13 protein-coding genes are annotated in these 26,070 nt (G+C 37.2%); 5 read left to right on the top strand and 8 right to left on the bottom strand.

Annotation, left to right across the window (positions count from 1 at the left end; all coding sequences use genetic code 11):
• Positions 1 to 650 precede the first annotated feature (650 nt).
• Positions 651 to 1,691, top strand: a complete 1,041-nt coding sequence (locus RAO94_03065) for a CDP-glycerol glycerophosphotransferase family protein (protein MDP8321315.1) — start codon at positions 651 to 653, stop codon at positions 1,689 to 1,691.
• An 892-nt stretch (positions 1,692 to 2,583) separates the two neighbouring features.
• Positions 2,584 to 2,943 carry a hypothetical protein gene (locus RAO94_03070; protein MDP8321316.1) on the top strand — a complete coding sequence of 120 codons (360 nt, stop codon included), beginning with the start codon at positions 2,584 to 2,586 and terminating at the stop codon, positions 2,941 to 2,943.
• A gap of 589 nt (positions 2,944 to 3,532) precedes the next feature.
• Here the strand turns inward: RAO94_03070 and RAO94_03075 are convergent.
• The 8 genes from RAO94_03075 to RAO94_03110 all read right to left on the bottom strand — a co-directional run bounded on the left by RAO94_03075 (position 3,533) and on the right by RAO94_03110 (position 19,514).
• The gene (locus RAO94_03075; GenBank protein ID MDP8321317.1) at positions 3,533 to 5,056 is read right to left on the bottom strand and encodes an aromatic amino acid ammonia-lyase; all 1,524 of its coding nucleotides are present in this window, start codon (positions 5,054 to 5,056) and stop codon (positions 3,533 to 3,535) included.
• Between the two features lie 114 nt (positions 5,057 to 5,170).
• Positions 5,171 to 7,651, bottom strand: coding sequence for a hypothetical protein (locus tag RAO94_03080; GenBank protein ID MDP8321318.1), 2,481 nt, complete (start codon positions 7,649 to 7,651; stop codon positions 5,171 to 5,173).
• A 223-nt stretch (positions 7,652 to 7,874) separates the two neighbouring features.
• The gene (locus tag RAO94_03085) at positions 7,875 to 8,213 is read right to left on the bottom strand and encodes a DUF2809 domain-containing protein (GenBank protein MDP8321319.1); all 339 of its coding nucleotides are present in this window, start codon (positions 8,211 to 8,213) and stop codon (positions 7,875 to 7,877) included.
• 29 nt (positions 8,214 to 8,242) lie between these two features.
• Positions 8,243 to 11,578: a type II CAAX endopeptidase family protein gene (locus RAO94_03090; GenBank protein MDP8321320.1), complete on the bottom strand. Its 3,336-nt coding sequence runs from the start codon at positions 11,576 to 11,578 to the stop codon at positions 8,243 to 8,245.
• A gap of 32 nt (positions 11,579 to 11,610) precedes the next feature.
• Positions 11,611 to 12,810: a hypothetical protein gene (locus RAO94_03095; protein MDP8321321.1), complete on the bottom strand. Its 1,200-nt coding sequence runs from the start codon at positions 12,808 to 12,810 to the stop codon at positions 11,611 to 11,613.
• A 9-nt stretch (positions 12,811 to 12,819) separates the two neighbouring features.
• The gene (gene rfaD / locus RAO94_03100) at positions 12,820 to 13,782 is read right to left on the bottom strand and encodes an ADP-glyceromanno-heptose 6-epimerase (GenBank protein MDP8321322.1); all 963 of its coding nucleotides are present in this window, start codon (positions 13,780 to 13,782) and stop codon (positions 12,820 to 12,822) included.
• Between the two features lie 67 nt (positions 13,783 to 13,849).
• Positions 13,850 to 16,396: a hypothetical protein gene (locus RAO94_03105; protein MDP8321323.1), complete on the bottom strand. Its 2,547-nt coding sequence runs from the start codon at positions 16,394 to 16,396 to the stop codon at positions 13,850 to 13,852.
• A gap of 55 nt (positions 16,397 to 16,451) precedes the next feature.
• Complete coding sequence (locus tag RAO94_03110; GenBank protein ID MDP8321324.1) at positions 16,452 to 19,514, bottom strand: hypothetical protein; 3,063 nt, start codon at positions 19,512 to 19,514, stop codon at positions 16,452 to 16,454.
• A 585-nt stretch (positions 19,515 to 20,099) separates the two neighbouring features.
• Here RAO94_03110 and RAO94_03115 point away from each other — a divergent pair.
• From RAO94_03115 to RAO94_03125, 3 genes are all read left to right on the top strand, one after another.
• Complete coding sequence (locus RAO94_03115; protein MDP8321325.1) at positions 20,100 to 23,375, top strand: AAA family ATPase; 3,276 nt, start codon at positions 20,100 to 20,102, stop codon at positions 23,373 to 23,375.
• Positions 23,372 to 23,833 (top strand): PGDYG domain-containing protein, encoded by a 462-nt coding sequence (locus RAO94_03120; protein ID MDP8321326.1) that lies wholly within the window; start codon positions 23,372 to 23,374, stop codon positions 23,831 to 23,833. Before RAO94_03115 ends, RAO94_03120 begins: the two co-directional genes overlap by 4 nt.
• Positions 23,834 to 23,982: 149 nt before the next feature.
• On the top strand, positions 23,983 to 26,070 hold a 2,088-nt coding region (locus tag RAO94_03125), incomplete at its 3' end, for a DUF4062 domain-containing protein (GenBank protein MDP8321327.1).

The following is a 26,070-nucleotide window of genomic DNA, read 5'->3' on the forward strand; positions in this document are numbered from 1 at the left end:
AAATGATTTGACTGGAGATATAGTACATTGCGAAGGTGCAGGCACCATACGCAAGGTTTTACACATAATCACCGGATCAATGTAATCAGCCATAGGCTGACAAGATGTAAGAATTTTATAAACCACGAAAACCACGAATTGACACGAAAGGAAGAAAAAAGCAATTTTTCATTATAAATAGAATAGATTATTTTCTCTTTTATTTTCTTATATTATTTCGTGTCATTTCGGAGCATTAGTGGTAAATATTCTTTTTCTTTTTTTGAGAAACTGACTACACGACTCAATGTAAGATTTTAAGCCGCGAACAAACCGAACAAACGCGAACAAAATTGACTATAAGGTGAATAGTGTCAGCCATAGGCTGATAAAAGCAGTGAACAGTGATTGGAAACTTGGCTGGTTTTTAAAATTTCCAATCACTGATCACTCTTCACTGTTTTTCTTTTCGACTCACGATTTACGACTCACGTCTCACGATGCATAGCATTCATAATCAGCGGAATCCGCTAAATCTGTGTTCTATTTATATTTTCCTTCTCACTTTTCACTTATTTTTCTTCTCACTGAATTCAAATATAGATTTTCATTGACCAATAATTGGGTTGCAAATATGAAAGAAGTAGTAAATTTGATAATGCAGGAGAATTATGGTATTCAGTTATTACCTGGTTAAATATCCTTACAGTTTGCTGTGGAGCATGCAGAAATTGCTGGGCAGGAATGATTATTATGCTGCCTATTGCGGAGATGAACTTGATTACTATATTATGGAGCCAGTCCTGAAATATCTGCCAGAGCTTACGATCATTAGTAAAAATAAGAGGATTCAGAACTTACTGGCAGAAAAGGGAGTGAGATCAAAGAGGCTGCCGGCATTTCCAAGGGGAGTGCTGATGTGCCGGCTGGCAGGGCATAAGTTTCCTGCTGGTGGTATGAAAAAGATCGGGATGAGGCATGGACCTTTTCACTTTAAAGCATTATCAAATAAAGCAAACTACAATCTTTTTGATCAGTTTATATTCACGAGTGAGCAGGAAGCGGAGCTAGCAGCCAAAGCAGGTATAAATAATGGTATGGGGATAGGTTATCCCAAGCTGGATAAGGCTTTTGATAGCAAAATAAGCACCTGCTGTATGGATAATCTGAGTGATCAGCTGGGACTGAGCCCGGAAAAGAGAACTTTGCTATTTACTGCCACCTGGGAAGGATCACAGATGAGTGCTATTGATAAGTGGTTTGACAGGCTGGCGGAACTGAAAGATGACTATAATCTGCTGGTGAGTCTGCATCCGTGGATAGGGGAGAGCTATCGGGACCGGGTGAAAAGCACATCGGGAGTGCATTATATAGAGAGCTATGATACCACACCCTATATCATGCTGGCAGATATCTGCATAGGTGACACATCATCGATGCTGGGTGAATGCTGTGCACTGGATAAGCCTATGATCACCTTCAGGGTGGATAATGCCGGGCGGATGGTGGATTATGTGATTGAGATGCTGGAGCGGATAAGCGTACGGATAGACCGCTTTGAAGAGATATCGGGAGCGATAGCATTATGCGATGCCCGGGCTGAGGAGATGAACCGCGAGCGGAAAGCAGCAAATGAGCTGATGTTCAGCAATCTGGATGGCTCAGCAGGAAAAAAAGTGGCAGACTTTATTCGGGAGAAATGGGGGATATGAAAGAATGGTGACCAGTGATTGGTGTCAGCCATAGGCTGATAAAAGCAGTGAACGGGGAATCGGAAGACGGGAGACGGAATAGTGATTGGTGTCAGCCATAGGCTGATAAAAGCAGTGAACAGTGAATCGGAAACTTGACTGGTTCTTAAAATATCCAATCACAAATCACTAATCACGATTTTTACCACAGAGGTTACAGAGAACACAGATAATGTAATGATTTATCCGTGAGAAGTGAGTCGTGAGAAGTGAGTCGTGAGACGAGAAATGTAATGTAATACAATGTAATGTAAGAATATTTGGCCGCGAACAAAACGAACTATTTCTTAATTACTTGTTAATTTCTCCTCAAACCCTCTAACACTCTAACCCTCAATTATTTTCAGCCACGGAATACACGGATGAACACGGATTAATGTAAGATTTTTTAGCAACGAACAATTACCAACAAAACGAACTATTTCTTGAAATACCAGCCAAGTTGCTTTCTTACTATTAACTGTTAACTGTTAACTTTCTAAGCCTCAATCCTTCTAACCCTCAATTCAAACTGGTCGAATTCGACTAGTTTAGAAATGAAGCTGGAATTGAGTTGTCGACAATTTGTCGACAGGCGAAATTATTTATACTCCGCCGCAGGATAAGCAAAGCATTTTACACTTATTAAAGAATCTTGAGGAATATATAAATCAGGAGAATGGACTTGATGTTTTGATCAAAATGGCAATTATTCATTATCAGTTTGAGAGCATCCACCCATTTTACGATGGAAATGGCAGAACTGGAAGAATCATCAATGTCCTATATTTGGTTTTAAAGGGATTGCTTGATATTCCGGTACTATATCTTAGCCAATATATAATAAAAAACAAAACAGGATTATTACAGATTATTGCAGAATGTACGGACAGAAAATGCCTGGGAAGATTGGGTGATCTATCTATTAGTTGGAGTTGAGGAAACCTCAATTAATACTATTGAAATGATAAGAGCTATTAATGATCTGATGGCTGAAACTAAGAGTAAATTACAGCAGGATTTACCAAAAATCTACAGTCGGGATTTGCTTGATATAATTTTTCTTCATCCTTATACGAAGATTGAATTTCTCACTGAGAGATTAATAATAACCAGGCAGACAGCAGCTAGCTATTTAAATAAGATATGTCAGATTGGTATATTGAGAAAAGTTAAGAAACAGAAATATAACTATTATATTAATACGAAACTTTTTGAACTATTAAGTAAATAAGCCAGGAATTCTTACATGAGCATTTCTTCATGTTAAGAAAACGTGAAAAATTTAACATGAATCTCTGCTCATGTTAAAAAAAAATGAAAATCTTAACTGAACAATTTAATACTATTCGAACAATCACTTTGCGTATCCAGAGCTTCCAGCTCTGAATTATATTCCGATTCACGAACCTCGACTCACGAATCAATGTTAGAATATTTGGCCGCGAACAAAACTAACTATCAGGTGATTGGTGAACGGTGAACAGTGATTGGAAACTTGGCTGGTTTTAACAAAATCAGCGTCAATCTGCGGTATCCGCTCAATCTGCCTGCCGTGCCGTAGCTTTATGCGTAGGATGGTGTTCTATGTATTTTTCGTCTGACGAACATCGACTCACGACTCACGGTGCGCAGCACATCCTCGCTCTGGATTTTCCGATCACCGTTCACTGCTTTTATCAGCCTATGGCTGACACCAATCACTTTTCCGTCTCACTTCTCACGTCTCACGAACCTCGTCTCACGAGTTTCGGATCACGGAAATAAAAAAAACCTGCTCTATCACAAAAATAGAGCAGGTTATTTTTTATTGAATTATTAATTTATTCCAGAGAACCTATTTCAGCTTCAACTGCGATGAGGATTTCGCAGGATTTGACCAGTTCTTTCATCCTGGTGTGATCTGGATAGAGTGGGCGGTCAATTTCCAGGAAATCTACATATTTACGAATTACATCATGAGCTACCTGGGTACCTTTGCCGAATTTGTATTCCCGGAAATCAAGTGCCTGGGCAGCAGCCATGAGTTCAATTCCCAGAATACCATAAGCATTATCGATGATCTGGAAATTTTTGATAGCTGTATTCATACCCATAGAAACAAAATCCTCCTGGTCAGCAGCAGCCGGAATACTTTGAACAGATGCTGGAGCACAGAGGATTCTCTGTTCCACGATCTGCATATCTGCGGTGTATTGACTGAGCATCAGTCCACTGAACATACCAGCACCTTTTGTGAGGAAGGGAGGTAAACCCACAGATAATGCGGGATTATTAAGACGGTTCATACGACGCTCGCTCATCACACTCACCATGGTGATGGCAGCAGAGATCATATCCATAGGCAGACTAACGGGAGAGCCCTGAAAATTAGCTCCTGAGAGCTGTATTCTTTCTTCCGGGAAGAATACGGGATTATCACCAACGCCATTTAATTCAATTTCCACCTGGCTACGAGCATAGGCAAGAGCGTCATGGGCAGCACCAATCACTTGAGGAGTGGAGCGCATGGAATAAGCATCCTGCACCTTGCATTTTACGCGACCCTGTTCCAGGTCACCGCCAGAAACTACTTTAAGTATTGAAGCAGCAGAACGCTGAGCACCCAGGAAGCCACGGATTTTATGAAGTTGTGGACTATAGGGTTTCATATTTGCCTTCAATGCTTCCAGGCTCATAGAAGCAGCGATTTCTGCCTGCTTAAACCAGTTATTAGCATCAAAAAGCAGGATAGCGCTCATTGCTGTGAGCACGTTAGAGCCATTGATAGTTCCCAGTCCATCACGCGCCTGGAGTCCGGGAATCGGAATACCTGCTTTATCCATGGCAACTTTTCCGGGCAGTAGTTCACCCCTGAAATAGGCATCACCTTCACCCATCAGCAGCAGAGCGATCTGACTCATTGGCGCCAGATCTCCACTTGCACCCACAGAACCTTTCTGGCATACAAAGGGAGTGACACCCTTATTTAACATATCTACCAGGGTTTGAGTGATAACTGGTCTGATACCGGAATTTCCGTGGGCATGAACATTGATCCTTCCCACCATGGCACCACGCACATATTCAATAGGGGCGGGATCGCCAATACCGGCTGCATGATTATAAACGAGATATTTTTGAAAGTCTTTGATCTGATCATCATCAAGAACAACTTCCGAGAATTCACCAATGCCTGTATTTACACCATACATGATCTCACCGGCTTCTATTTTCTCTTCGAGCATGGCACGGCAGACTTTGATGCGTTCCAGGGCTTCGGGAGCGAGCTCCACTTTTTCACCATCACGGGCGATCGCCACCACTTTCTCGATGGTTAATCCGCTTCCATTTAAAATAATAGACATAAATCCTCCACGTATTTAATTTATTTTGATGTCAGATAAAAAATATTTCCTGTTGATGTCAAGTTATGGACTTTTCATCTCCGGGCAGAAGTTTGGTGGAGAAAGTAAAAAATACTACTCAACGTATCTATAGAGAATGATAATCTGCTGTGCAGAAGTAGTAGTTCCAAAGATAGTTGCATTGATAGTTCCAGAAGCCATACCCGGTCCTGACTGCCCGGGTGGGAGACACTCATATTTATTAAAACCCACATCTTTGTAAAGACGACCCAGGGCTCCGTCATAGGGTCCGGTGTATCCATCACTGTCATCCTGGGGGACTTCTTCATTAATATTGGTAAAGTCAAAAATATCCATCAGGTATGAAAAATTGGGATCATTAATTATATCCGCCGGATTGGGATGAACTCCATGTTCTCCTTCATCTGTAGGGAAGCCTATGGTGGTGGTGAATACTATGCGCTGATTATTGACCGGATTATTCTGTCCATCGTGGACATTTACCCGGCACTGCGTATAAAGGATTTCTTCTTGTGTGTTACCCTCATGCCAGTCTATATGGGTTGGCACACAAAGCATGTTTATTTCTCCATACTGAAGTGGCAGAGCAAAATCAGCAGATTCGGTCACATTCCCCACATCAGCATTTATAGTTATAGTTTCATTTGTATAATTGCCATCAAAGACCAGGGTACTGAAAGCAGTACCAGCAGTTTGTTCACCATTCAGATTTTCATTTCCCGCTACCACCATGGCATTATTAATACTCACATATTCTGTTACGGGTGATAGTGTAAAGTAAATAGCAGTCCCATTTTCAACAGGATTGTTCCACTCATCCGTGATCAAGGCAGAAAACTGGATTTTCCAGGTGCAGTCACCCAGGTTTACTCCGCTGTCTATTTCGCCAATATTTAGATGAATATCATAAGGTATCCCTGCTTCCACTACTACTGCTTCATTAACTGCAGAAACCATTTGCTGTGGCTGCGGTTTGCACCAGGCATTGATTGAGATCACACCAGAGGAAATTCCAGCATAAACGGCAACAGAGGCTGTGCCATTGGCAGAGATAGTACCTGTGGAGTCAGATAGATTATAAACGGACTGGTTCAGATTGCTGCCCTGAGGAATATTGCCTTCCGGTCGATCTGAGAATTTGAACCAGACTTCCATAGGTGAGAGGACGGGATTATTAAAAACATCCAGGAGATTGACAGTTATTATCACTGGAGCATTTGAACCTGCCATAACGGTTACCGGTTCTTCATTCTGGAAAAAAATATGATCCATTTCACTGGCAATAATCTGGATCTGGTCAAATTGCTGAATTGCTCCCGAGGTGACGGTTATCCCGGCTACTCCCACCTGAGGTCCAGGAGAGAAGCTGGAAATTGCTACTCCATTTTCGTCAGGACTAACCGGATTTTCTATCAAACCCATACTGGTTTCAAAAATTACTATTGTTTCTTCTGAAGCAGGATTACCATAAACATCATGAATCGACGCCCGTACCAGCAATGATTCTTCGCTGCCTGCTGCGATTATATCTGTTTCTGTTCCTGATCCATCGACTATTGACAAAGTCATTATTGCCGGTTCTCCTGCTGTTATGGATAAAACAGCAGAATCTGTTTGTCCGTCTGACTCAGCCTCGATCAGATCATAACCCGGGATAGTGCCTGTATATAGCCAGGCATTGGCAATGCCATTGGTTGTGGTAAGTGCAATAGAATTGCCCAGATTTTGTGAGTCTTGCAGACCCGGCTGGAAATTGCCCATCTCTGTGGAAAAGTAGATAACACTCCCATCAGGAACTAAACCTTCCTGGTTTATGGCTTGAGCAGTTACCTGCACGACATCATCTACAGTTGTCTGAGTTACTTCAAGTTCAATGTTCACATCTAATACAGGCAGGGTTGGTGAGATGATAACATTTACGGTTGAGCCTGATATTCCTATGGAAGCAGTTATGGAAGCAATGCCAATCTCACCTGCGTCCGAATAATATGCCTGAGCAAAACCCACTGAATTTGTTATTACCGGAGAGGTTATTATGCCCATATTACAATTGAGATTAACTTCCTGGTCAGGAGCAGAAATACCATCCTGATCTTTTACATATATCTCTATTGTACTGCGCGTTACACCTTCATCGGCATAGATCTCGTCTGGTATGGCAGTGAGGCCATGGATTGAATAACTGGGATAGGGATAGATATCAATTGTTTTATGCATGCCATGATCATATTCCCCTTCTATATAGGTATAAATATGTGCTACTCCAGTTATCCCATCATCATAGAACCTTGTGATGATCATTCCATCATCATTGGTGAACTCTTTCTCCCACATATAACCTATATCTGTCTCGAAATGGACTGCTATATTGGCTCCGGGTTCTTCTTCTTCATTTGCTACAAAAACAGTTACCTGCGAATAAGTAGTGGATATACTGTCTGCCAGCAGGTAATCTGGATTCACTGTCACTGATGCTAAATTAAAATTGCTCTGGTTACGCTCATCACAGCCGGTTAAAAGTAATACGATTATTAAGAGAGAAAAATAAAATAATGACACAATATTCATTTTCATTATTACCACCTCCTGATTAATTCTCAGCAAGATAAACAAAATGCAAAATATCTGTCAATTATTATTTACTTATTGTAAGAAATATATCTAACTTGTAATGTTAAGTTCCCCTAATACATCATGAAGTTCTCAGTTCATATACTCCCTTGCCATGGAGATACAGGATTTGAGTTGATAGCGGTCGTTATCTACGCCCCACCTGGAAATACCCGGCGGTGCACATCTAATTATTGCGTTTTAACAATAGCCAGCCAATAAATCCTCCCAGAAAATACCAGGGCAGGTCAGAGGCGTTATAGGTGGTACCCAGCAGTATTTTTCCCAGCCAGAAGGAGCGGAGATAGAGCAGAAAGGGAGCTTGCCAGAGCTGGGCAAATTCCAGAATGCAGGTGGTGATAGTTACTATTATTACAATTTTAAGAGGTTTGGCTTGAGGGAATATGAACTTGAAAAGTAAACACCAAAAAACCACATAAGCAATTCCAGCGAGGGAATTATTTAGCAGCTGATGGGCAGGACCAGGATAATATTTAAGTGCAAACCCCGTAAGCAGGGTTATCAATAGTTTAATGAGGAGCCTGTTTTTATTTTTCAGATATTCACCTTTGAACTATATCTGCGGAGCAGCATTAGCCAGCCCCAGGCAAGAAGATTAATGATGATAATTGCCATGATATTTGCAGGGATCGCTCCCAGCCAGGAATTGATGAAGCAATTTTGCAGTAAGGGCAGGGAGGCATTAACTGCCAGGAATACAGGTACTAAGGAAAGATCAAATACCAGTACTTGAAGAAAAATGTGATACAGGGCAGAAGCAAGCAGGGCAGAGAGGATCATCAGGTAGGCAAAATCAGCAAATTTTGCATAGACCAGAGCATTTTGCCTAAGGATGAGAATAACAAAGAAGAATATGAGCCAGATGAGGAATTTTCGTTTCTGACCTCTTGCAGATATTTTACTCAGCCAGTGCATAACAAATATAAGCAGCAGTGAAGAAGTGATCCACTGAGAAACGGACTGGCTGATAACCGTTAAGAAGGGGCTGAAATCAGCGATAGCATCCAGGCTGGGACGCCAGGGCAGATAATCTGGTTTGAAATATGAAACCAGGGCTGTGATGCCACTAAAGCATAGAGCAGCCAGGATCACATTATGCACTCGAAGTTTATTAATGGTCTTATTTTCCCAGGAACCCAGGAAACCTGCCAGCAGAGCAAACACAAAACTGAGCAGCAGAACATTAGTAACTGAACCCAGAATGTATTGCAGTACCTGATTATTCCAGGGTTGACTGGTAGAAAATCCGGCAGGTACTTGCTGCCACTGATTAAGCCGGAGCACCAGAGTGGTAATGAACATAATGATCAGGATAAAATAAAAAGCTGAAATATTGAAATTACGATTACTCCACGATACCACTGCCATTACGCCAATTGCGAAATAGAAAAGAATGAAGATGATATTGGCAAAATTGGAAAATAATCTGATTGGTCTTGATTTATTTCTCTCCTGCCGTGCCCAATCCTCCGGGACATAAGTATAGCGTGAAATATTCATAACCTGATCACCGCTTATTTTCACGATATAACGGTATTCACCAGTATCAAGATCATAATTCAGGGTATCTCTAAAGGTGAAATTCCAGTCCTTTCTCTCAGGAAGTTTTTCCGGAGATGCTTCCACTTCATTAAGAATGAATTGATCCATTTCAAAGAATTCTGTGATAGATCTTTCTGCAAGTTGACGGGCTTCATCTTCTGATAACTCCATCCCGGCACGACCTTCCGGCAGGGTATGCCTGAAGGCAGTAACTATACCTTCCGAATTGATCATGAACTTGTAAGCTTCTGCCCTGGCAGCTACATCTCCATGCCAGGTGCGAAAATTGACCTGCCAGACAGGCTCATTGACATATTCACCTATTGCCTGGTGGTATATAGATTCTCCAGCCTCCTGCCAGACAAGTTTATCACTATTATATACGGAATTAATGATATCAGCATCAATTCGCCAGCTATTATCCAGCTCAATATTCTGTTCACTAAGTGCCTGTTCTGCACGCTCAATTGCCTGGGTGCGATTCAATTTCATTTGGGGCTGATCTGCCCGGAAGCTGGTAAATGCCACCCAGCAGGCAGCTCCGATTACAGCAGAAATTATCAGCCAGGTGAGAATACGAGGATTATAGGTGCGGTGGGAAATGATGATTTCTGGAGCTTTGGGAGGTTTAGCCGGGGCAGGCAGCCAGAATTTATTAAGAAAGTTATTACTTATCTGCTGCCATTTACCTGCCCTTATACGGAAATAGATGATGATCAATAAGGGTAAGAGGATGCCGGCAAGTACTAAAATTCGATTTACCCAGATACCTGGAGCTTTCATGATCCAGATATACATAGCCATGAGTACAGCATCAAAACTGAAATGCAGAATGATGGCGGTATATAAGCCGAATCGCAGATATAAGAATGCAAAGATCAGAGAGGGAACAATGAGTTCCACTACCCGGGCATAAGCCGGTTGAGCAGCGTAATTTGCATGACCAGCACTGAAAATGAGAGCTTGAAGGATCAAACCCAGCACCAGGAATAATTTCTCTTTATTAAGTTTGCGGCCAATGAGAACCATACCTGCTAATGGTACTGCCCGGAAAAGCGCTTCTTCCCAGAATCCAGCGTGAAGTGCCATCGATAACACGGAAAGCCAGGGCAGGGGCATGGCAATAAAATTAGGATCCACCTGTAATCCGGCAGGATTCCACCAGCCCAGATGTTTGGATGTAAATAGATAAAATCCCAGCACATAAGCCAGGTTGATAGCGACAAGTCCATAGCCGGCGAGGGTGTTGCCTAAAATCCGTGTAGAAGGTGCTACGGGTGCTGAAAGTGTTTTCCAGAACCTTACATGATTTGGGAAAGCACGACGAGTAAGACTCTCAGCAGCAATAAAGGAAAGTGCCAGCAGAATGAAGTTTTGAATGAATCCCAGTAGATTTGTCATAATATTCTGCATGATATGTGCCTGAGGAGTTACTGCGGTATCGTACCATATCCAGGAAATGGGCAGATTATTGAATCCAGCCAGAAATCCCAGAAAGGAAACTATAAAAGCCCACAATAAGGCTTTGCGATATAAAAGGTAACGCGTGCGCAGAAGAAAGAAAGAACCCAGCCCGATTCCCAGCAGACCATATAGGAAAAGCATGCCATATTGAGCTCCGCTGGCAATGGTATTATTAGCTGACCGCATCTCCTGAAATCTGCGGCTGAATGCTTCGGGTATCTTCACAGAATGCTCCAGCTGACTCACATGATCACCACTTACTCCAATAGTAAAACGATATCTGGCTTCATTAAGCATTTCCGGGCGTTCATACACAAATTCATAATCCTGACGTCTGGAGATAACAACATTCTTTTTAGTTTCTATCAATTGATAATCTGCAAGGTTCACCCCCAGTCTTTCAGCTGCTGATTCACCTAAACTTTGAGCTGCTTCCACGCTGATATTATTACCAGGTTCGCTCTCAGGAATAATTTCATTATATCCGTAAAATTCTCCATCAGGTGTGTAATAAAAGTATGCCTGATGTTCCTCTTGAGGAATAAAGTGACGTACTATCCACTGATAAGGCTGGTATTTGCCTTCGGCTAGAAACTTATTATAACCTTCTTTTCCACCAGCTTCCAGCTCAATGTAATACTGTAGAAAACTGCTTTCATTAAAGATCACTGCCTGCCTGCTTTCTGAGGGGCCAACATCCCAGTTTTCGCTATCATCTCTGGCAGATTGCAGGGCTTCCTGTCTGTCCATAGTTATTTCCAGATTGATGAAACTCATGATACGGGAGAAGTTCTGCAGGCAGAATATCGAGGCAGCTATCACAATAAGGGTAAAGATAATCCAGAATAGAGGTTTACGGAACATAATGAAACTCCTTTATAAGGATAATATTTTTTTTATTTAAGCAGTACCAACTTACCAGTTTTACCGCTGATATTGTGCTGGTAGAGATATAATCCAGCAGCAGCTTTTCTACCTTTTTCCACCATGCCATCCCAGTGATAGCAGCGGTAATTATCAGGAGAAAGCGAGCTGGTGATAGTGCGTATTTTTCTGCCTCTGATGTCATATATAGTGATCTTATCTATGGCATCCACCTCGTCATTATTAGTATCATCAGCCCTGGCTGGAGCGTAATAAATATCCACATAATCTCTGGCTGGATTGGGCTGGGCATAAAACTCAACTGCGGGAACAAAGGGCTCTTCTTCCTCAAATTGCAGAATAGTGGAATTAACTTCACCTTCTGATGTAAATTGGATCAATTCATTCTGGAGTAATTGAGTATCAAGCAAATCACGCGTTTTGATACCTATCAGATTACCATAATCCTGCCAGGAAAGTTTATTGGAATTATTACTGGTTGTATTTTTAAAGGCATATAGTGAATTGCCATCGCTGAATAGCATATTGGATGAGCAACGGGCATTTAGAAAGTAGTCTGAGGGATTGATACCCAGCAGATTAGTTTCGCTATAAGCAGCCTGCAATCCCGCTGAAACATCACTATCATTATCCAGAATATATTTTACCAGGTAATGATGATATAATTCACTATCAATAAATGAACCCAGGCTGCCATATTCACCAAACCAGTTAGAGGGATATTGTTCAAACCAGAATTCACCCAGAAAGTCCATAATTGCCTGGCGTAGGGGAGTGGAGATCACACCATTATGGCACATGCTGAAGGTTCCCTGGCTGCCATCAATCCGAAAAGGATGAGAGCCACTGCCCCCAGTGGCATTTCGGGCATGAGCGATAACCAGAAAATAGTCATTATCATCAGATAAAATCTCCTGTCTGGCATCATCAAGAGGTTCCCGCATGCCATCACCATACCAGGTGCTGCTGCCGGTTTTATACCAGCAATCGCTTTCCAGTAGATAAGCAGAATCTCTTCTATAAGCAATCACTCCGTAACCATCAGGATTAGTGCCTGAGCTTGATCTGCTGATCAGAAAATCAAAGTATTGATCCACGGTTTCCTGATGTTCACCAAATCCGCTGTCATCTGTAAGTATCAGCGCAAACATATCACAGCTCCAGGCGAAGCAGATCATCAATAGGAGTAATGAGGTTATCAGAATTTTCATGGCAAAGGGCTACAGGTAAGGAAATTCTCTGGAAAGGTAATTCACCACATAATCAAGGACACTATCATCTAATGATAAGAAGTTCATGGGATAGCCTGCTTCCTGCAATTTATCCATTACTGCACAGGTATAATTTTGATAGGAGTTCTGTAATATCTCAGGCATTTCAATATATTGAATATTCTCCGGCAGGTTCAGGGCAGCAAACACAGCCTGCATTAATTCTGTCCAGGTATGGGCAATTCCTGTGCCCACATTAAAAATACCATTTACATTTTCATGTGTTTTCAGCCAGTAGATAACGTCCACAATATCCTTTACATAGATGAAATCACGCATCTGCCCACCGTCTGTAAAATCAGGATGGTTTGATCTGAAAAGCTTCACTTTGCCGGTTTCTTTGATCTGATAATATGCTTTATAAACCATGGATTTCATTGCTCCCTTATGATATTCATTAGGACCGAAGACATTAAAAAATTTAAGTCCGCAAATCTTATCCTGCTGCTCATTTTGCAGCACCCATCTATCCATTAGCAGTTTTGACCAGCCGTACTTATTTAAAGGACGCAATAGATCACTCATCTCATCCGCATCAGAATAACCCTGCCCTCCAGCTCCATAGGTGGCTGCTGAACTGGCATAGATAAACCTGATATTTCTCTGGATTGCAAATTCTGCCAATCTTCTGGAATAGATAAAATTATTTTTATAGAGGTAATCTGCATCCGCTTCAGTTGTCAATGAGCAGGCACCCAAATGGAAAATAGCTTCGATATCTCTAAAATGATGTAATCTTTTAAAAAAACTCTCTTTATGGATATATTCTACAAACTTCAGATTCAGCAGGTTTTTCCACTTTTCTTCACTACCCAGATTATCGACTATTATTATATCTTCATAACCTTCATCATTGAGTTTTTTTACCAGTGCACTGCCAATAAATCCCGCTCCACCTGTTACTATTATCATCTTTACTCCTGTCCAGTATATTTCGTATCAACTAATTATTTTGCAGGGGATGTCTGTAAAGAAAATTTTAATTTAAGGGTGATTCTTCGCTAATCCAGAAACTCTGCCGGTTGCCATTTTCTATCAGCTTTTCAATCCAGTCCAGGATCTGGTCATTGGAATATTTTCGGCTGCCATCGGGATTTCTCTGCTGTTGCTGTATATGTGCCAGCATAGAGTATTCTTTTGTTAAAGAGGTATAAAATACTCCCTGATCATCAGTATTAACACTTACATTTAACCTTTTTACACCTGCTTCAACTTCATCAATAGGGAAAAGTTTAAAAATTGGTATTTTGTTCAAATCACCTAAATTGCTGATCAGGTAATTGGAAGTCGGATTAGATTCCACTGCTATGCCTCTATCTTCAATCTTTTGCCTTAAATTAATTTGAAGAACTTCCATGCATGAAATAAAATCATCACTGATCGGAAAAACTTCTACTTCATATCCAGATTTTCGGGCATTCAGGTCATAGTGATAAGCCTGGATCTGATCATAGATCTTCTTAGATAAATCGTAGTAAAAGTTGGATTCTTTGGTGGAAGCGTATTTATCCCAGCGCGTTGATGTTTCGTTGAGAAGCTCTTCTCTTTTGTCATACTGCCAGTAAAAAAGTTCGGGATTTTCTCCTCGAAGTTCCATTGTCTGGATATATTCACTGAGATCAATCACTTCATTTGATTTATAGATTTTCTTAAAAAACTTCCGATAATCAGACCGTAGAGTTTCTATGAAAGAAGAAGATGCTTTTATATTCCATAATCGTATTTTATATAACATCCAGGCTATATTATCTAAAAGATTCTGCCTGGGTAATGAGATCGCATTATTGCGGATTGAATAATATTCTTTGATATCAAGTCCCAGGGCTACTCCATGCCCAATCCTGTCTCCATATCTTAGTTCCAGAAATTCTATAGCTTCATCAATAGCGCGAAAACCGTCTAACAGGTCAAAAAAATCTTCTCCCACATGATAGGTAACCCGCAAATTAGGTACATATAATTCATTTGAATTACAATTAAACGGGTAGGAACTGACAACTCTTTGATCCCGCAGATATCGGAAAGCCTGAGCAAAAACCTCTGGTCGGCAAGTGATTTCATCGCTGGCAGCATCAATTCCTAAAATTCGCTCCGCTGTTTTTAAGTTATTTTTTCTTAATTTTACTATCGTTATTGCTTCCTGCTTCAATGTTTCCCTCAGAAAATAATCCCGGCATTTGGTGTACCATACCAGATCGTTGCTATCCACCTTTAACTTGCATGATTTGCAGGGTCTTTTTATGAAATGAAGCACATAAAAATGATTGAACTTCTCCTCACAGGGTTCTAACAAATAATCCGTATTTCTTCTATTTCGCTGACAAAAAGAATCTATGCACTTAATTACATTAAATAATGATATTGGATCATCAGAGCCATGAAACCTTGCTTCCAGCTTATTTATATTGTTTTCTGACATGTTATCACGTATTGCCATACTGACCATCAATTTGTTATAGACACTGCCAACCGGAATGAAAGCAGCCTTGCGGTTTTGATAACTCTCAAAATTCTTAAAACCATACCTCTCATTCTTTTGAATGAATTCACTGCTGATGAGCTGAGTGATCAGGATATACAAAAAAAAGTAATGATTTATCTCATGAGCATATTTTTTGTTTTCCAAAATATATAGATAAGCGGAATAATATAACTTCCTCTCACCAGCCAAAACACTGCTGGATTTTGACTGATTAATGGGGAAATCAAGCAAATAGTCCACAGGATCACTAAATTTACGGAATTCGCTCATTTGCAATGCTGCTGAAATCTCGCTGACAAAATCACTGAAGTAAATATTTAATAACTCCTTCTGCTGCAGGATCAAAAGAATTTTGGGGTTAAGATATTCAAATTTTGATTCATTATCAGAACAGCACAGGGTGAATATCTGTAATCTCAAACATGCTGCAATTTTCACTAATTCATATAAGCTGATCTGGGTATCTTCTTCAAAACTATCGTTCCTTTTGGGTTTCAATGATCTGCTAACTGATAATTTCTGGAATTCTGCATCCCTCATTGATGGAAAGTTCATTAAACTCAGCCAGTTAAGATCAAAATAGGGTGAAGAACCCCGCAGGTGCATATGGTTTTCAGAAACATTGCTCTGCTTAAGTAAACTTTGAAGACTATGAAAATCACTCTTGATGATCTTCTCCCACTGAAAATCTAAAGGTTCATCAGTCAATCGATACTTACGGTATGCCATCAGAGCCGTTGTGAAAAGGTCTTCACCAAGATTGGCAGTTAAACTGTGCCAATAACCTAAGAATTCTGTTTTGCTAACTGGTTTTTCATTGAAGATCTTAAGAAGTTGCTGGGCTATGCGCACAACAAAAAAAAACGGTGAAGTTATTTTCTGCCCATCAGGATGATGCAAATACTGCTCATCTATAAAACTCGTCCAGGCTGATATGGATTGATCATTTATGTTATTAAATTCTTTGTGTTGAAGCTGGTATTCAGCAGCTTCAATAATGTTCCGAAAAAAATCCCACCCGATTTCATCACAGTGTTTAATCACTGTCCGGGGATGGAGCGAAAATAACCGAATCAGATATTGTTGCTCTGTTTTTTGACTAACTTTCATTGGAATTTTCAATTATCTTGGGGAAAATTGAATTGAAAGTATCCGAAAGTATGTCTTTCTTCAGTACAATTTTAGTTACTTTTTCCTTATTTCCGTTATTCGCTGTATGGACTGCTATCTCTTCACATATTGGATTGACAGAAATGATTTTCTTAATATATTTTTCAGTATCTTCACCAATATTTGTATTTAACCAACCAAGGATAAGTCCTATTATTTTATGATAATAGTCCTCAACTACCCTATTAAAATTCGGTTCTCCTGAAATGTGTCGATAACGTATCAATCTTAGCATAATATCAACTGAGTATAATGGTAAAAATGGTATTGGGGGAATTACGGAATTACCTTTATTATCTGTTGATACATAAAGATGTTTGCAACTTTTTATCCAAACGATTTGATCTTTTGTAAATTCATTATTTTCTTCATCATATTCATTAAAAAATCTATAGTGGGTAAAATAGGGATTAAGAGTATTTACTAAATAGCTTAAAATATCAAACCGTGCCTTATCTTTTTCACCTTTTTTCTCATCTTCGACATCTCTTACATCAGCTTGATAGGTTGTGTCATATATATGCCTCGGCATTGGTCTTTTGGGTCTTCTCGCACCATAATATTGAATAAAATACGGTAAAACATTATTGGTTAAATCAAGTTTATCTTTCTCAACCTGAAAATAGAAATCATGCTCGCTTTTTGTCAATTTTCTACTGTTCTCTATTTTACAACTAACTAACTCAACAGCGTGTGGGAAATAAGTTGTTCCACCTATAAGTAATTGTATTGGCATGATCAAGTCTTTTAATTCGCTTTTGTTTTTCCCGATCTCTGGGTCTTCTACAGTTAACTCGCTTTTAAAAAACATATTCTCATAAAGAAGCATGGAATAATACATCTTAACAGCAGAGATAAAAGAAAGTGCTTCTTCAGATTCAAAATAAGTTTCATACTTGCTTATCAGCAATAATATATCACCCATAGAATTATTGGATGTATAATTAAATGGATCAGAAATTTTATTTACATCATAAAAATTAGGATCATTCACACTTACCATGGTATATATGTCTCGGTCAACAACTGTTTTTTTCAAAGGCTTTTGACTCAAAACTCTTCTAATCCAGTATATTGGCTCTAGGGTGCTATTTATAAGCCATTTTGTATCTGTAAGTTTTTCGATTGCTTCTTGATACATCAGAAGCAATAAACAATAAGCTTCCATCGTATTTTTTTCATTAATTAATTTGTAATATTTGCATATGTTCGAGGATTTTGCATAATATCTAATTTTTTCAAAGTAATATCGTAAACTGTTAATTTTAGGATTTGATCCATTATTGGTTATTAGATCTTGCATAAGGTTTTTAATTTCTATGACGTTTTTATTTTCTTTATATTCTTCAGGATTGATTTTTTCAACGAGATAACCTACTAATTTACTCAGAGTATTTTCAATACTCTCCTCTTTTTCTCTAAGTATCTCATCATCAAATCTGTTTTCCAGTTCCACTTCCTTGAGTACGATTTTTTCTTTAAACTGGTTTCCTACTGCATTTATGCTCTGCAAAAGGTACTTATTAATTCTGTTCAAATCGGAAGGGATATTTTCAAAGATATCCTGTTGTTTAGAAGCCAGGTGGTATGGAATCCAATATTTCATAATATAATCTTTGAACTTATAGAAGTTCTCTTTGATCTTCTCTCCATCTATTATGAATTTCTCTTTGGTTATTTTTTTATCATCAACAATAATTTTTTCCTCTTCCTTTTTTATTGCCACATCCATAGATATCATAAGATAGACCAATTGATGCAGGGAGCGTAAATTTGTGGGTATAACAGGATGTAGTTGATTCTCCTCTGGCACAAATATCAAACCGGTTCGTTTCCAAATCATATCTAAAATAGTTTTTTGCAAATTAATATCTTTATCCGAACTATTATTAGATGTATTGTCATTATTTTCTTTTTTATCTTCAGCATCAGATTTACTCACGATTTCAAGGTTCGTATTATCAAAATCAATATCCAAATGAGGAATCTCTAACCGGCGAGAGGGGGGAATGATCTTGCTCATATAATCGGAAGCCATTCTTTTTACATCAATATCACGATAATTGTCCCGATGTCTGGCGTTAAAGCGTTTTTCATAAAAATCAAAATAATTTTCTTCCAGTTCCAAATGAAGCTGTCTAACGTTTGCTGCCATTAATATGATTATCCTTTCCTGGATCAAAAACTTCCTTATCTGTTCCAGCATTTCAAAGGCATGATCAACATTCATATCAAGATCATCGATAGGGATAACAAAAAAATTAAAATCAATGCCATCAATTGTCTGCATAAACTTCATGAATTCAGTGACAAGCAGCCCAATGTTTTCCTTAAGGTCCATACTTATGCTTAATTCATCTAACCTGCCCAGACTTTCTGCGGCTGCCTGATCGCTATGCTTAAGGTCAATGTTTTGTACTGCTTTAAAGGTCTTTTCAAAAAGTTTCATTATTTCATTGATAATATCTTTTCTGCCTGGGCTATTGGCTCTATATTTTATTTTGAATTCCTGAAAAAGAGAAGATATGATCACAAAAAGGATATTTTTTTCTGGTGTGAAGTGACTTGGATCGAGAGTTTTGAGAACATAATATTTATTCCCTTTGTGAAGTTTTTTTAGTTCTTCTACTTCCACAGAATCATCAAAATCTTTATTATTTTCCTTATTATCCGCCAGCAGATTCACAAATGAGGCAAGAGCAGATGATTTTCCGCTTCCCCTCTCTCCGCTGAATACAATGATATTATTGACAGGGTCATGAGTTCTATGTTTGTATCTATAACAATCTCTTCTATATATCATTTCTTTTGGGTCAGCAAATTTATTCTTATCATCTATTTTGGTTTTCTGTTTTTCAGCAATATCATTGATAGATTTGGCAGCACTTTCATAGATTCTGCAGAAGTATGATTTTTTAAATTCATCAGTCGTCTCAATTTTGATATTGTGTTTATTTTTTTCCTCAATTCTAATAGTGTATTTTCCAGTCATAAAATTCTCCTTTTTTTCAAATTATTTTTAATTTATATATATAATTTCTCTGACAGGCATGAAACCCTTTGATAATACGCAATATAAAAGCAAAAAACATCAAAGAAAATTAACTGAGTTATTTTCAGTTATTTTTTTTCTCTGTCAAGAAAAATAATTTTGATATGTATTTCATAAATTTAGAGTGTATTCAAATTCCTTCATGCACCTTTCCCCTATAGAGATTCACTCTATCAGCCCCATATTTGCACGAAGTGACTACCTGAGTTAATATTGCTATTCACTTTCAGAGAAAATGTCAATTTGTCAAATATAGGCAAACTTTTGTTAAAAGATGCATTATATAAGTATTTTTGGATGTTTGACCCTTATTTATTAATTACTTAAACTGAAGAGTATCTAAATATCATAATTTAATTCATGGAGCTTATTAAAAAAAAATAATTGACATGCAAGTAAGGAAAGTCATATATAGTTTTAGAAAGCTGAGGACTGCAGAAACGAAATTAAATTTATCATGTACTTTAAGGAAAATGACACAAGTTTTCAGTTTTGCCAAAAATATATTAAATATGGGAGGATATAATGTCAGATAACCAAGAGAACAAATCATGGGAAATTATTGTAACGGGAGACATAGCTTTTGATAAAAATATATATGAGGGTAAGAGACAATACCCTGAAAATAATAATTATGGAACTCAAATTAAAGAAGAATGGGGTGGAGTATACATTATTTATAAGTTATTATCAAACTTAACCAATACATTTGAATCTATAAAAAAAGATATAGAAAAGAAAAGAAAGATTAATATTGCCACCGAAGAAAATTCAGATGAGAACATGACATTAAATGAATTAGAAAATTCTGTTAACAAAAAGAAAGAAATTTGGAATGGGAATGAAGTTAGATTTGGATTGAAGAAGGATATATTAAAATTTAGCAGAATCCCAAAGTGTTTAGTAACTTATGCAACATGGTTGCATGAAAGTTACAATGTACCAAAGGAATTTGAATCAAATTTTTCTGCAAAGATCAAAGCCTGGAAAGTTACATCACCTATGGGATTTGGAACTGAATTAGAAGAAGATAGGGAAAACGGCATTAAAATTGAAAATCTATATACAAATTATTATAAAAAAGGATTAAAATTTAGGGTTAAGAAAAATCAAATGTTAATTTTTGATGATGGTGGTACTAATTTCCGCAAGGAAGAGGAAGCCTGGAAATCATACTTGGATAAGTTTCAAATAAAACGAAAAGATTATGAAAATCTGATTATTTTAAAAGCATCATATCCTCTAAGCAAAGGAAAACTATTTAAGACACTAACTGAGACATATAAGGATAGACTTACGATAGTAACATCTATTGATGAGATCAGGAAGGAAGATGTTCTTATCTCGAAAGGAATATCCTGGGAACAGACAGCACTTGATCTTGTTAAAGAACTTAAGAAAGAAAGTAATAGAATACATAATTTACTGAATTGCAAATATTTAGTAATCAATTTTCATTCCGAGGGCGCTCTATATATACAGATGAAAAATGACCTAATTTGGAAGTGCAGACTGATTTTTGACCCAGAGCATCTTGAAGGTGAATGGAGTAAAGTAAACAATATTATGGGAACTGTAATTGGAATAAATGATGTATTTACTTCAAGTATTGCTTATGGGATATTAAACGATAAAAAATTAGAGGATCTAAATTTGGAGGAAATAATAAGTAGAAGTTTATCAACAATTAAATTATATGAGCTAATTGGACATGGTTCTAACGAATCTCAGGCAGGTTTTCCGATAGAACAACTTTGCAAGGAGATGATAGAACCATCAGTAACTTTTGCTTCTGCTTTTGTGCCAATTCCTGATACAGATAATATTTTCTGCAATTGTTATAACAGGTCTCAATGGACAATATTAGAAGGTAATTATTACTGGAAAAAAAGTAAAGACTACAAACCCAAAGCTTTATTTGATACCGGTTGTCGCTATGCGCTTCTTGGTGAGGGTGAACTGGCAAATACTCCGGTTCTCAAGATCAAAGATTTCGTAACTTATGACCGTTGGGAAATCGAAGCTTTAAGAAACATAATGAATTTAATTGATGATTATCTATTAAATGGAAGTTCCAAGAAACCTCTTTCAATTGGTGTATTTGGTGGACCAGGTTCAGGGAAATCATTTGCAGTAAAAAATATTGCTAAATCACGTGAAAAGACCAGCTTCATAGAATTTAACCTATCTCAATTTGTGGATGTTCATGAATTGGAAGGTGCATTTCACCAGGTCAGAGATGAAATCTTGAAAGGTAAAACTCCAGTAGTTTTCTGGGATGAATTTGATTCTCAGGAATACCGCTGGCTGCAATACCTTTTGGCACCGATGCAGGATGGAGCATTTCAGGAAGGGCAGCTAACTCATCCGATCGGAACATGTATCTTTATTTTTGCTGGTGCAACCAGTTATTCTTATGAGAAATTTGGAGTTATGGATCCAGATGAACCAGTGACCTCAAATGACTGTAACAAAATATCTAACGATGATGAACCTATAGAAAAGGCTACAGATCATACGGTTTCCAATAGCGATGAATGTGCTGAAAAGACATTAATAAAGTATGAAAACAATGTCAAAAGGAGAAGAGATTTTATTTTGAAAAAAGGACCTGATTTTATCAGCCGGCTTAATGGATACCTTAATGTAAAAGGACCCAATCAATTAGTTCTTCTTGATCAATTTGGTAATCCATGCAAGGATAAGTCTGGGAATCTGGTTAAAGATAAAAACGATATCTTTTATCCAATAAGGAGAGCCCTGTATATAAGAAATGCATTTAAAAATAAATGTGATAAAAAAGGTATTTTGAAAATGGATTATGGGATAATAAATGCCTTAATTAAAACTAAGACTTATAAGCATGGTGCTCGCTCTTTGATGCATATTCTTTCTTATACTAAATCATCCAAAACTGAAAGAGTTCAAAGATCAAGTCTGCCAACCCGTAGTGTTCTGGAAATGGTAGTGGATTACGATGACTTTATCAATATAATGAACAAGGATTGTAATTATTTATTCATAACTTATTCAATTGCTCCCGAAATTCATGGAAATTGGAGTAAATTCTCCAATATTGAAAGCAGTTATCACAAAGAATACAATCATTTACCTTCTCATTCAAAAACCGATAACATTGAAGCCGCTAAGCGTATTCCTGCCCTTATAGAAGTTGCAGGATGTGATATTACTGAAGATGCTGATGAGCAAAAAGGGTTCAATTTCAATCAAAAACTCATGAAGAAATTTCCGAAATTTAAGGGTATTGATATCAAAGAATTTAAGGACTATTTATATGAGAAATTAGTTGATATTGTATATAAGAAAGAGAAAAATAGTTATGTTAAAACATATCCCAATAAATCGGATATATTTATCAACTATATGCTACGCAATCATCTCCAAATTCTCAAGAAAGACTATCCTTATTGCAAAGGAAAAAATAAAAAACAGATTCAGATATGTATAAGAAATGCAATATTTGATGATATTGCTAAAATTCTAATAAAAAAGAAGTTAAATGATCCTGTATTGGATATTCTTACTAAAGTTAAAAAAACTTTTGGTATTATATATGAATTAGCGGAAACTGAACACGATGGCTGGCACGAAGTAAAAATTGATAATGGCTGGGATAAAGCTGTTAGTAAAAAATTACGAAATGATGACAGAAAACTGCATCATGACATGATACCATTTGAAGAGCTTCTTATTGGTGAGATTTTAAAAGATGTGGATGCTATTTGCAATATTGAAGATAATTTGAAAAAAGTAGATTTATATATAAAGGATAAATTATGATTGAAACTAACCGACAATTGCTTGAAAATATCAATGAACTTAAATCATGGAAGCATTTCAAGAAAACTAAACCACTTTGGGCAAAACAACTCAAAGAAGATATAACTGTTAATACTTTGGAAGGCAAGATTGCATGTCATGTTGGAGATTATCTCTGCAAAGGACCTACTGGTGATCAATGGCCCCAAAAAGAAGGTTCACTATTCAAGAAATATGATTCTACAGATGAAATAGACTCTAAAGGCTGGCAAAAGTTCACTTCAAAACCAGATGCCAGTGGAGTGATGGCTGCTCAAATTGATCACAAATTCTCCATCAAGCATTCTACATGGGGCACATTCAAAGGTAATGCTGGAGATTATTTGGTCAAAAATTATGATGATAAAGACATAGAATTCCCCGCTGACCTCTGGATTGTGAAAAAGGAGATATTTGAAGCTACTTATGAGAAAGTGTAGGAGTAATAAATGAGAATTAAAACATTATTTGAAGATTTACAAACTCGAGAAAATATTAAATTTTCAATGGATCACCTGCAAATGGGTTTTGATAAATTATATACCTATATTAATAATAAATTATAATGCATATAGGTGGAGGATAAGTTATGAATAACAAAACCTGGGAGACATTTTCAATATTTATTAGTAGCACGTTTTCAGATATGCAGGCAGAGAGAGATTATCTTGTTAATTTCGTATTTCCAAGAGTTAGGTATGAATTGCGAAAGAGAAGAATTAGATTATCCATAATAGATTTGCGTTGGGGTTTAGATGTTAATGAAACCGATGAAACTATACATGAGCTCAAAGTACTTGAAGGATGCTTAAAACAAATCGATGAATGTCACCCTTTTTTTATTGGTTTATTGGGAGACCGTTATGGAACTGTTCCAGATTCCAGTATTATGAGCAGTGCGACAGGAGGAAAAATTAGTATTGCTTCTGGAAGTAGTATAACTGCCTTGGAAATATTTTATGGAGTTTTAAAAAGAGAAGGGCAACTTAAGCGAAGTTTATTTTATTTTAGAAATTCACTTTACTCCCCAGAAAATATTATTCGTAAACAAAAATTATACTTTGATTTGAAAGGTAAAGGGTTAAATGTGACTAAAAATAAAGCACTAAGGGAACTAAAAGAAAATATTAAAAATCATTTTGTAAAATTGATTAGTGCAGGAGGATTAGGCAGCAAAGTGCTAGACGATTATGTAAAGAATTATTCTGTTGATTGGGATAAAGATAAGCAGCAGGTTATAAATTTAGAGCAATTTGGAAGATATGTTTTTGAAGATATCATGAGGGAATGCAAAGCTCAAGCAGGTGTAAAGTGGAAGACGCCGTTTAAAGATAAATATAATGAAGAAGAATATTTACTTGATGCGTTTATAGAAGATCATTCTCACGAATCGACAATAACAACTTTGGAAGATTTGGAAGGACAAAGTAAAACAAAATATTTTTCAGGAAGAGTTGATTTACTAAAAGATATACAACAACTCTTTTTTAATATCGATAGTAATCAATGGATTTATATGTTGAAAGGAGAAAGCGGTTCAGGTAAAAGTGCCATCTTTTCGCAAATTTACAGGGATTTGCAGGAAAATGAAAATAAAGAAAATTTCATTGTTCTTGCTCATTCTGCAGGTATTTCTCCTCGATCTGTAAGTATCATTGAGTTACTACATAAATGGAATAAACAATTAAGCAATGTTTTAGAATTGGATTACATAGAGGAGTATTGTCTTTCAAAAAGTGATTCTTTTCTTGAAAGAACAAATGTGCTTCAAAACAAGAATTTTTCTAATTTTGATAAAATACGAAAAATATTTGATAATTTGCTTTTTGAAGTATCGAAAAAAAATAGGGTAATTTTAATGATTGATGCTTTTGAAAACTTTGAAAATAGTGATATTGCAAAATGCTTATCGTGGCTGAATCCTGAGAATACAAACAATGTTCGGTTATTTTGTACAACGTTGTCAGGTACTGAAAATGATCTTATTGAATATCATAAAGATTCAATATATAAAAAAGAAATTGAAGATTTAAATGTTAAGGAGATTAAAACAATTCTGGAAAATCTCTCTTTTCAACACAATAAGTCTATATCCCCAGCAGTGATATCCACTATTGTAAGTAAGAAAGAGAATAATCATTTAGCAGCGGCTAATCCACTGTGGATTAATTTGGTATTTGATTACTTATTAACTATAGGTAGCGAAGAATTTTTGAAGATATATTCTGAAGATGAGGGGGGAGAATTTAATTCTGTTTTTGATGACTATGTGATCAAAATTATAAATGAATTCCCAAATGACCCAGGAAGACTTTTTTTATATTTAATTGAAAGAGCTGCACAATATTTTGGGGAAGGAATCACAAAAGGTTTATTTAATTATATTTCTTGCAGTAGAAATGGGTTACGAGAAAGTGATTTGAAAAAACTATTAAATGATAATTGGAAAACTGATAAGTTTGAAAATATTCGTTGCTGGTTCCAATCATATTTAAGAGAAGAAGGCTCTAACAAACAATGGAATTTGAGTCATTCTGTGTTTAGAAAATCTATATATAACAAAATCAAACCTGAAGATAGAAAAATAATTCATAATTCAATTTGTTCTATGCTTAATAAATTACCTATCGAAGATAACTTGAGAGTATCAGAGATAATGTATCACATGATGGAAGAA

The organism is Candidatus Stygibacter australis (genome assembly GCA_030765845.1).
Classification (GTDB): Bacteria; Cloacimonadota; Cloacimonadia; order Cloacimonadales; family TCS61; genus Stygibacter; species Stygibacter australis.

Excerpts from the sequence above, each read along its gene's own strand:
- RAO94_03065 (MDP8321315.1), top strand. The coding sequence starts at position 651 with ATGGTATTCAGTTATTACCTGGTTAAATATCCTTACAGTTTGCTGTGG.
- RAO94_03075 (MDP8321317.1), bottom strand. The coding sequence starts at position 5,056 with ATGTCTATTATTTTAAATGGAAGCGGATTAACCATCGAGAAAGTGGTG.
- RAO94_03080 (MDP8321318.1), bottom strand. The coding sequence starts at position 7,651 with ATGAAAATGAATATTGTGTCATTATTTTATTTTTCTCTCTTAATAATC.
- RAO94_03090 (MDP8321320.1), bottom strand. The coding sequence starts at position 11,578 with ATGTTCCGTAAACCTCTATTCTGGATTATCTTTACCCTTATTGTGATA.
- RAO94_03095 (MDP8321321.1), bottom strand. The coding sequence starts at position 12,810 with ATGAAAATTCTGATAACCTCATTACTCCTATTGATGATCTGCTTCGCC.
- rfaD (MDP8321322.1), bottom strand. The coding sequence starts at position 13,782 with ATGATAATAGTAACAGGTGGAGCGGGATTTATTGGCAGTGCACTGGTA.
- RAO94_03110 (MDP8321324.1), bottom strand. The coding sequence starts at position 19,514 with ATGACTGGAAAATACACTATTAGAATTGAGGAAAAAAATAAACACAAT.
- RAO94_03115 (MDP8321325.1), top strand. The coding sequence starts at position 20,100 with ATGTCAGATAACCAAGAGAACAAATCATGGGAAATTATTGTAACGGGA.
- RAO94_03120 (MDP8321326.1), top strand. The coding sequence starts at position 23,372 with ATGATTGAAACTAACCGACAATTGCTTGAAAATATCAATGAACTTAAA.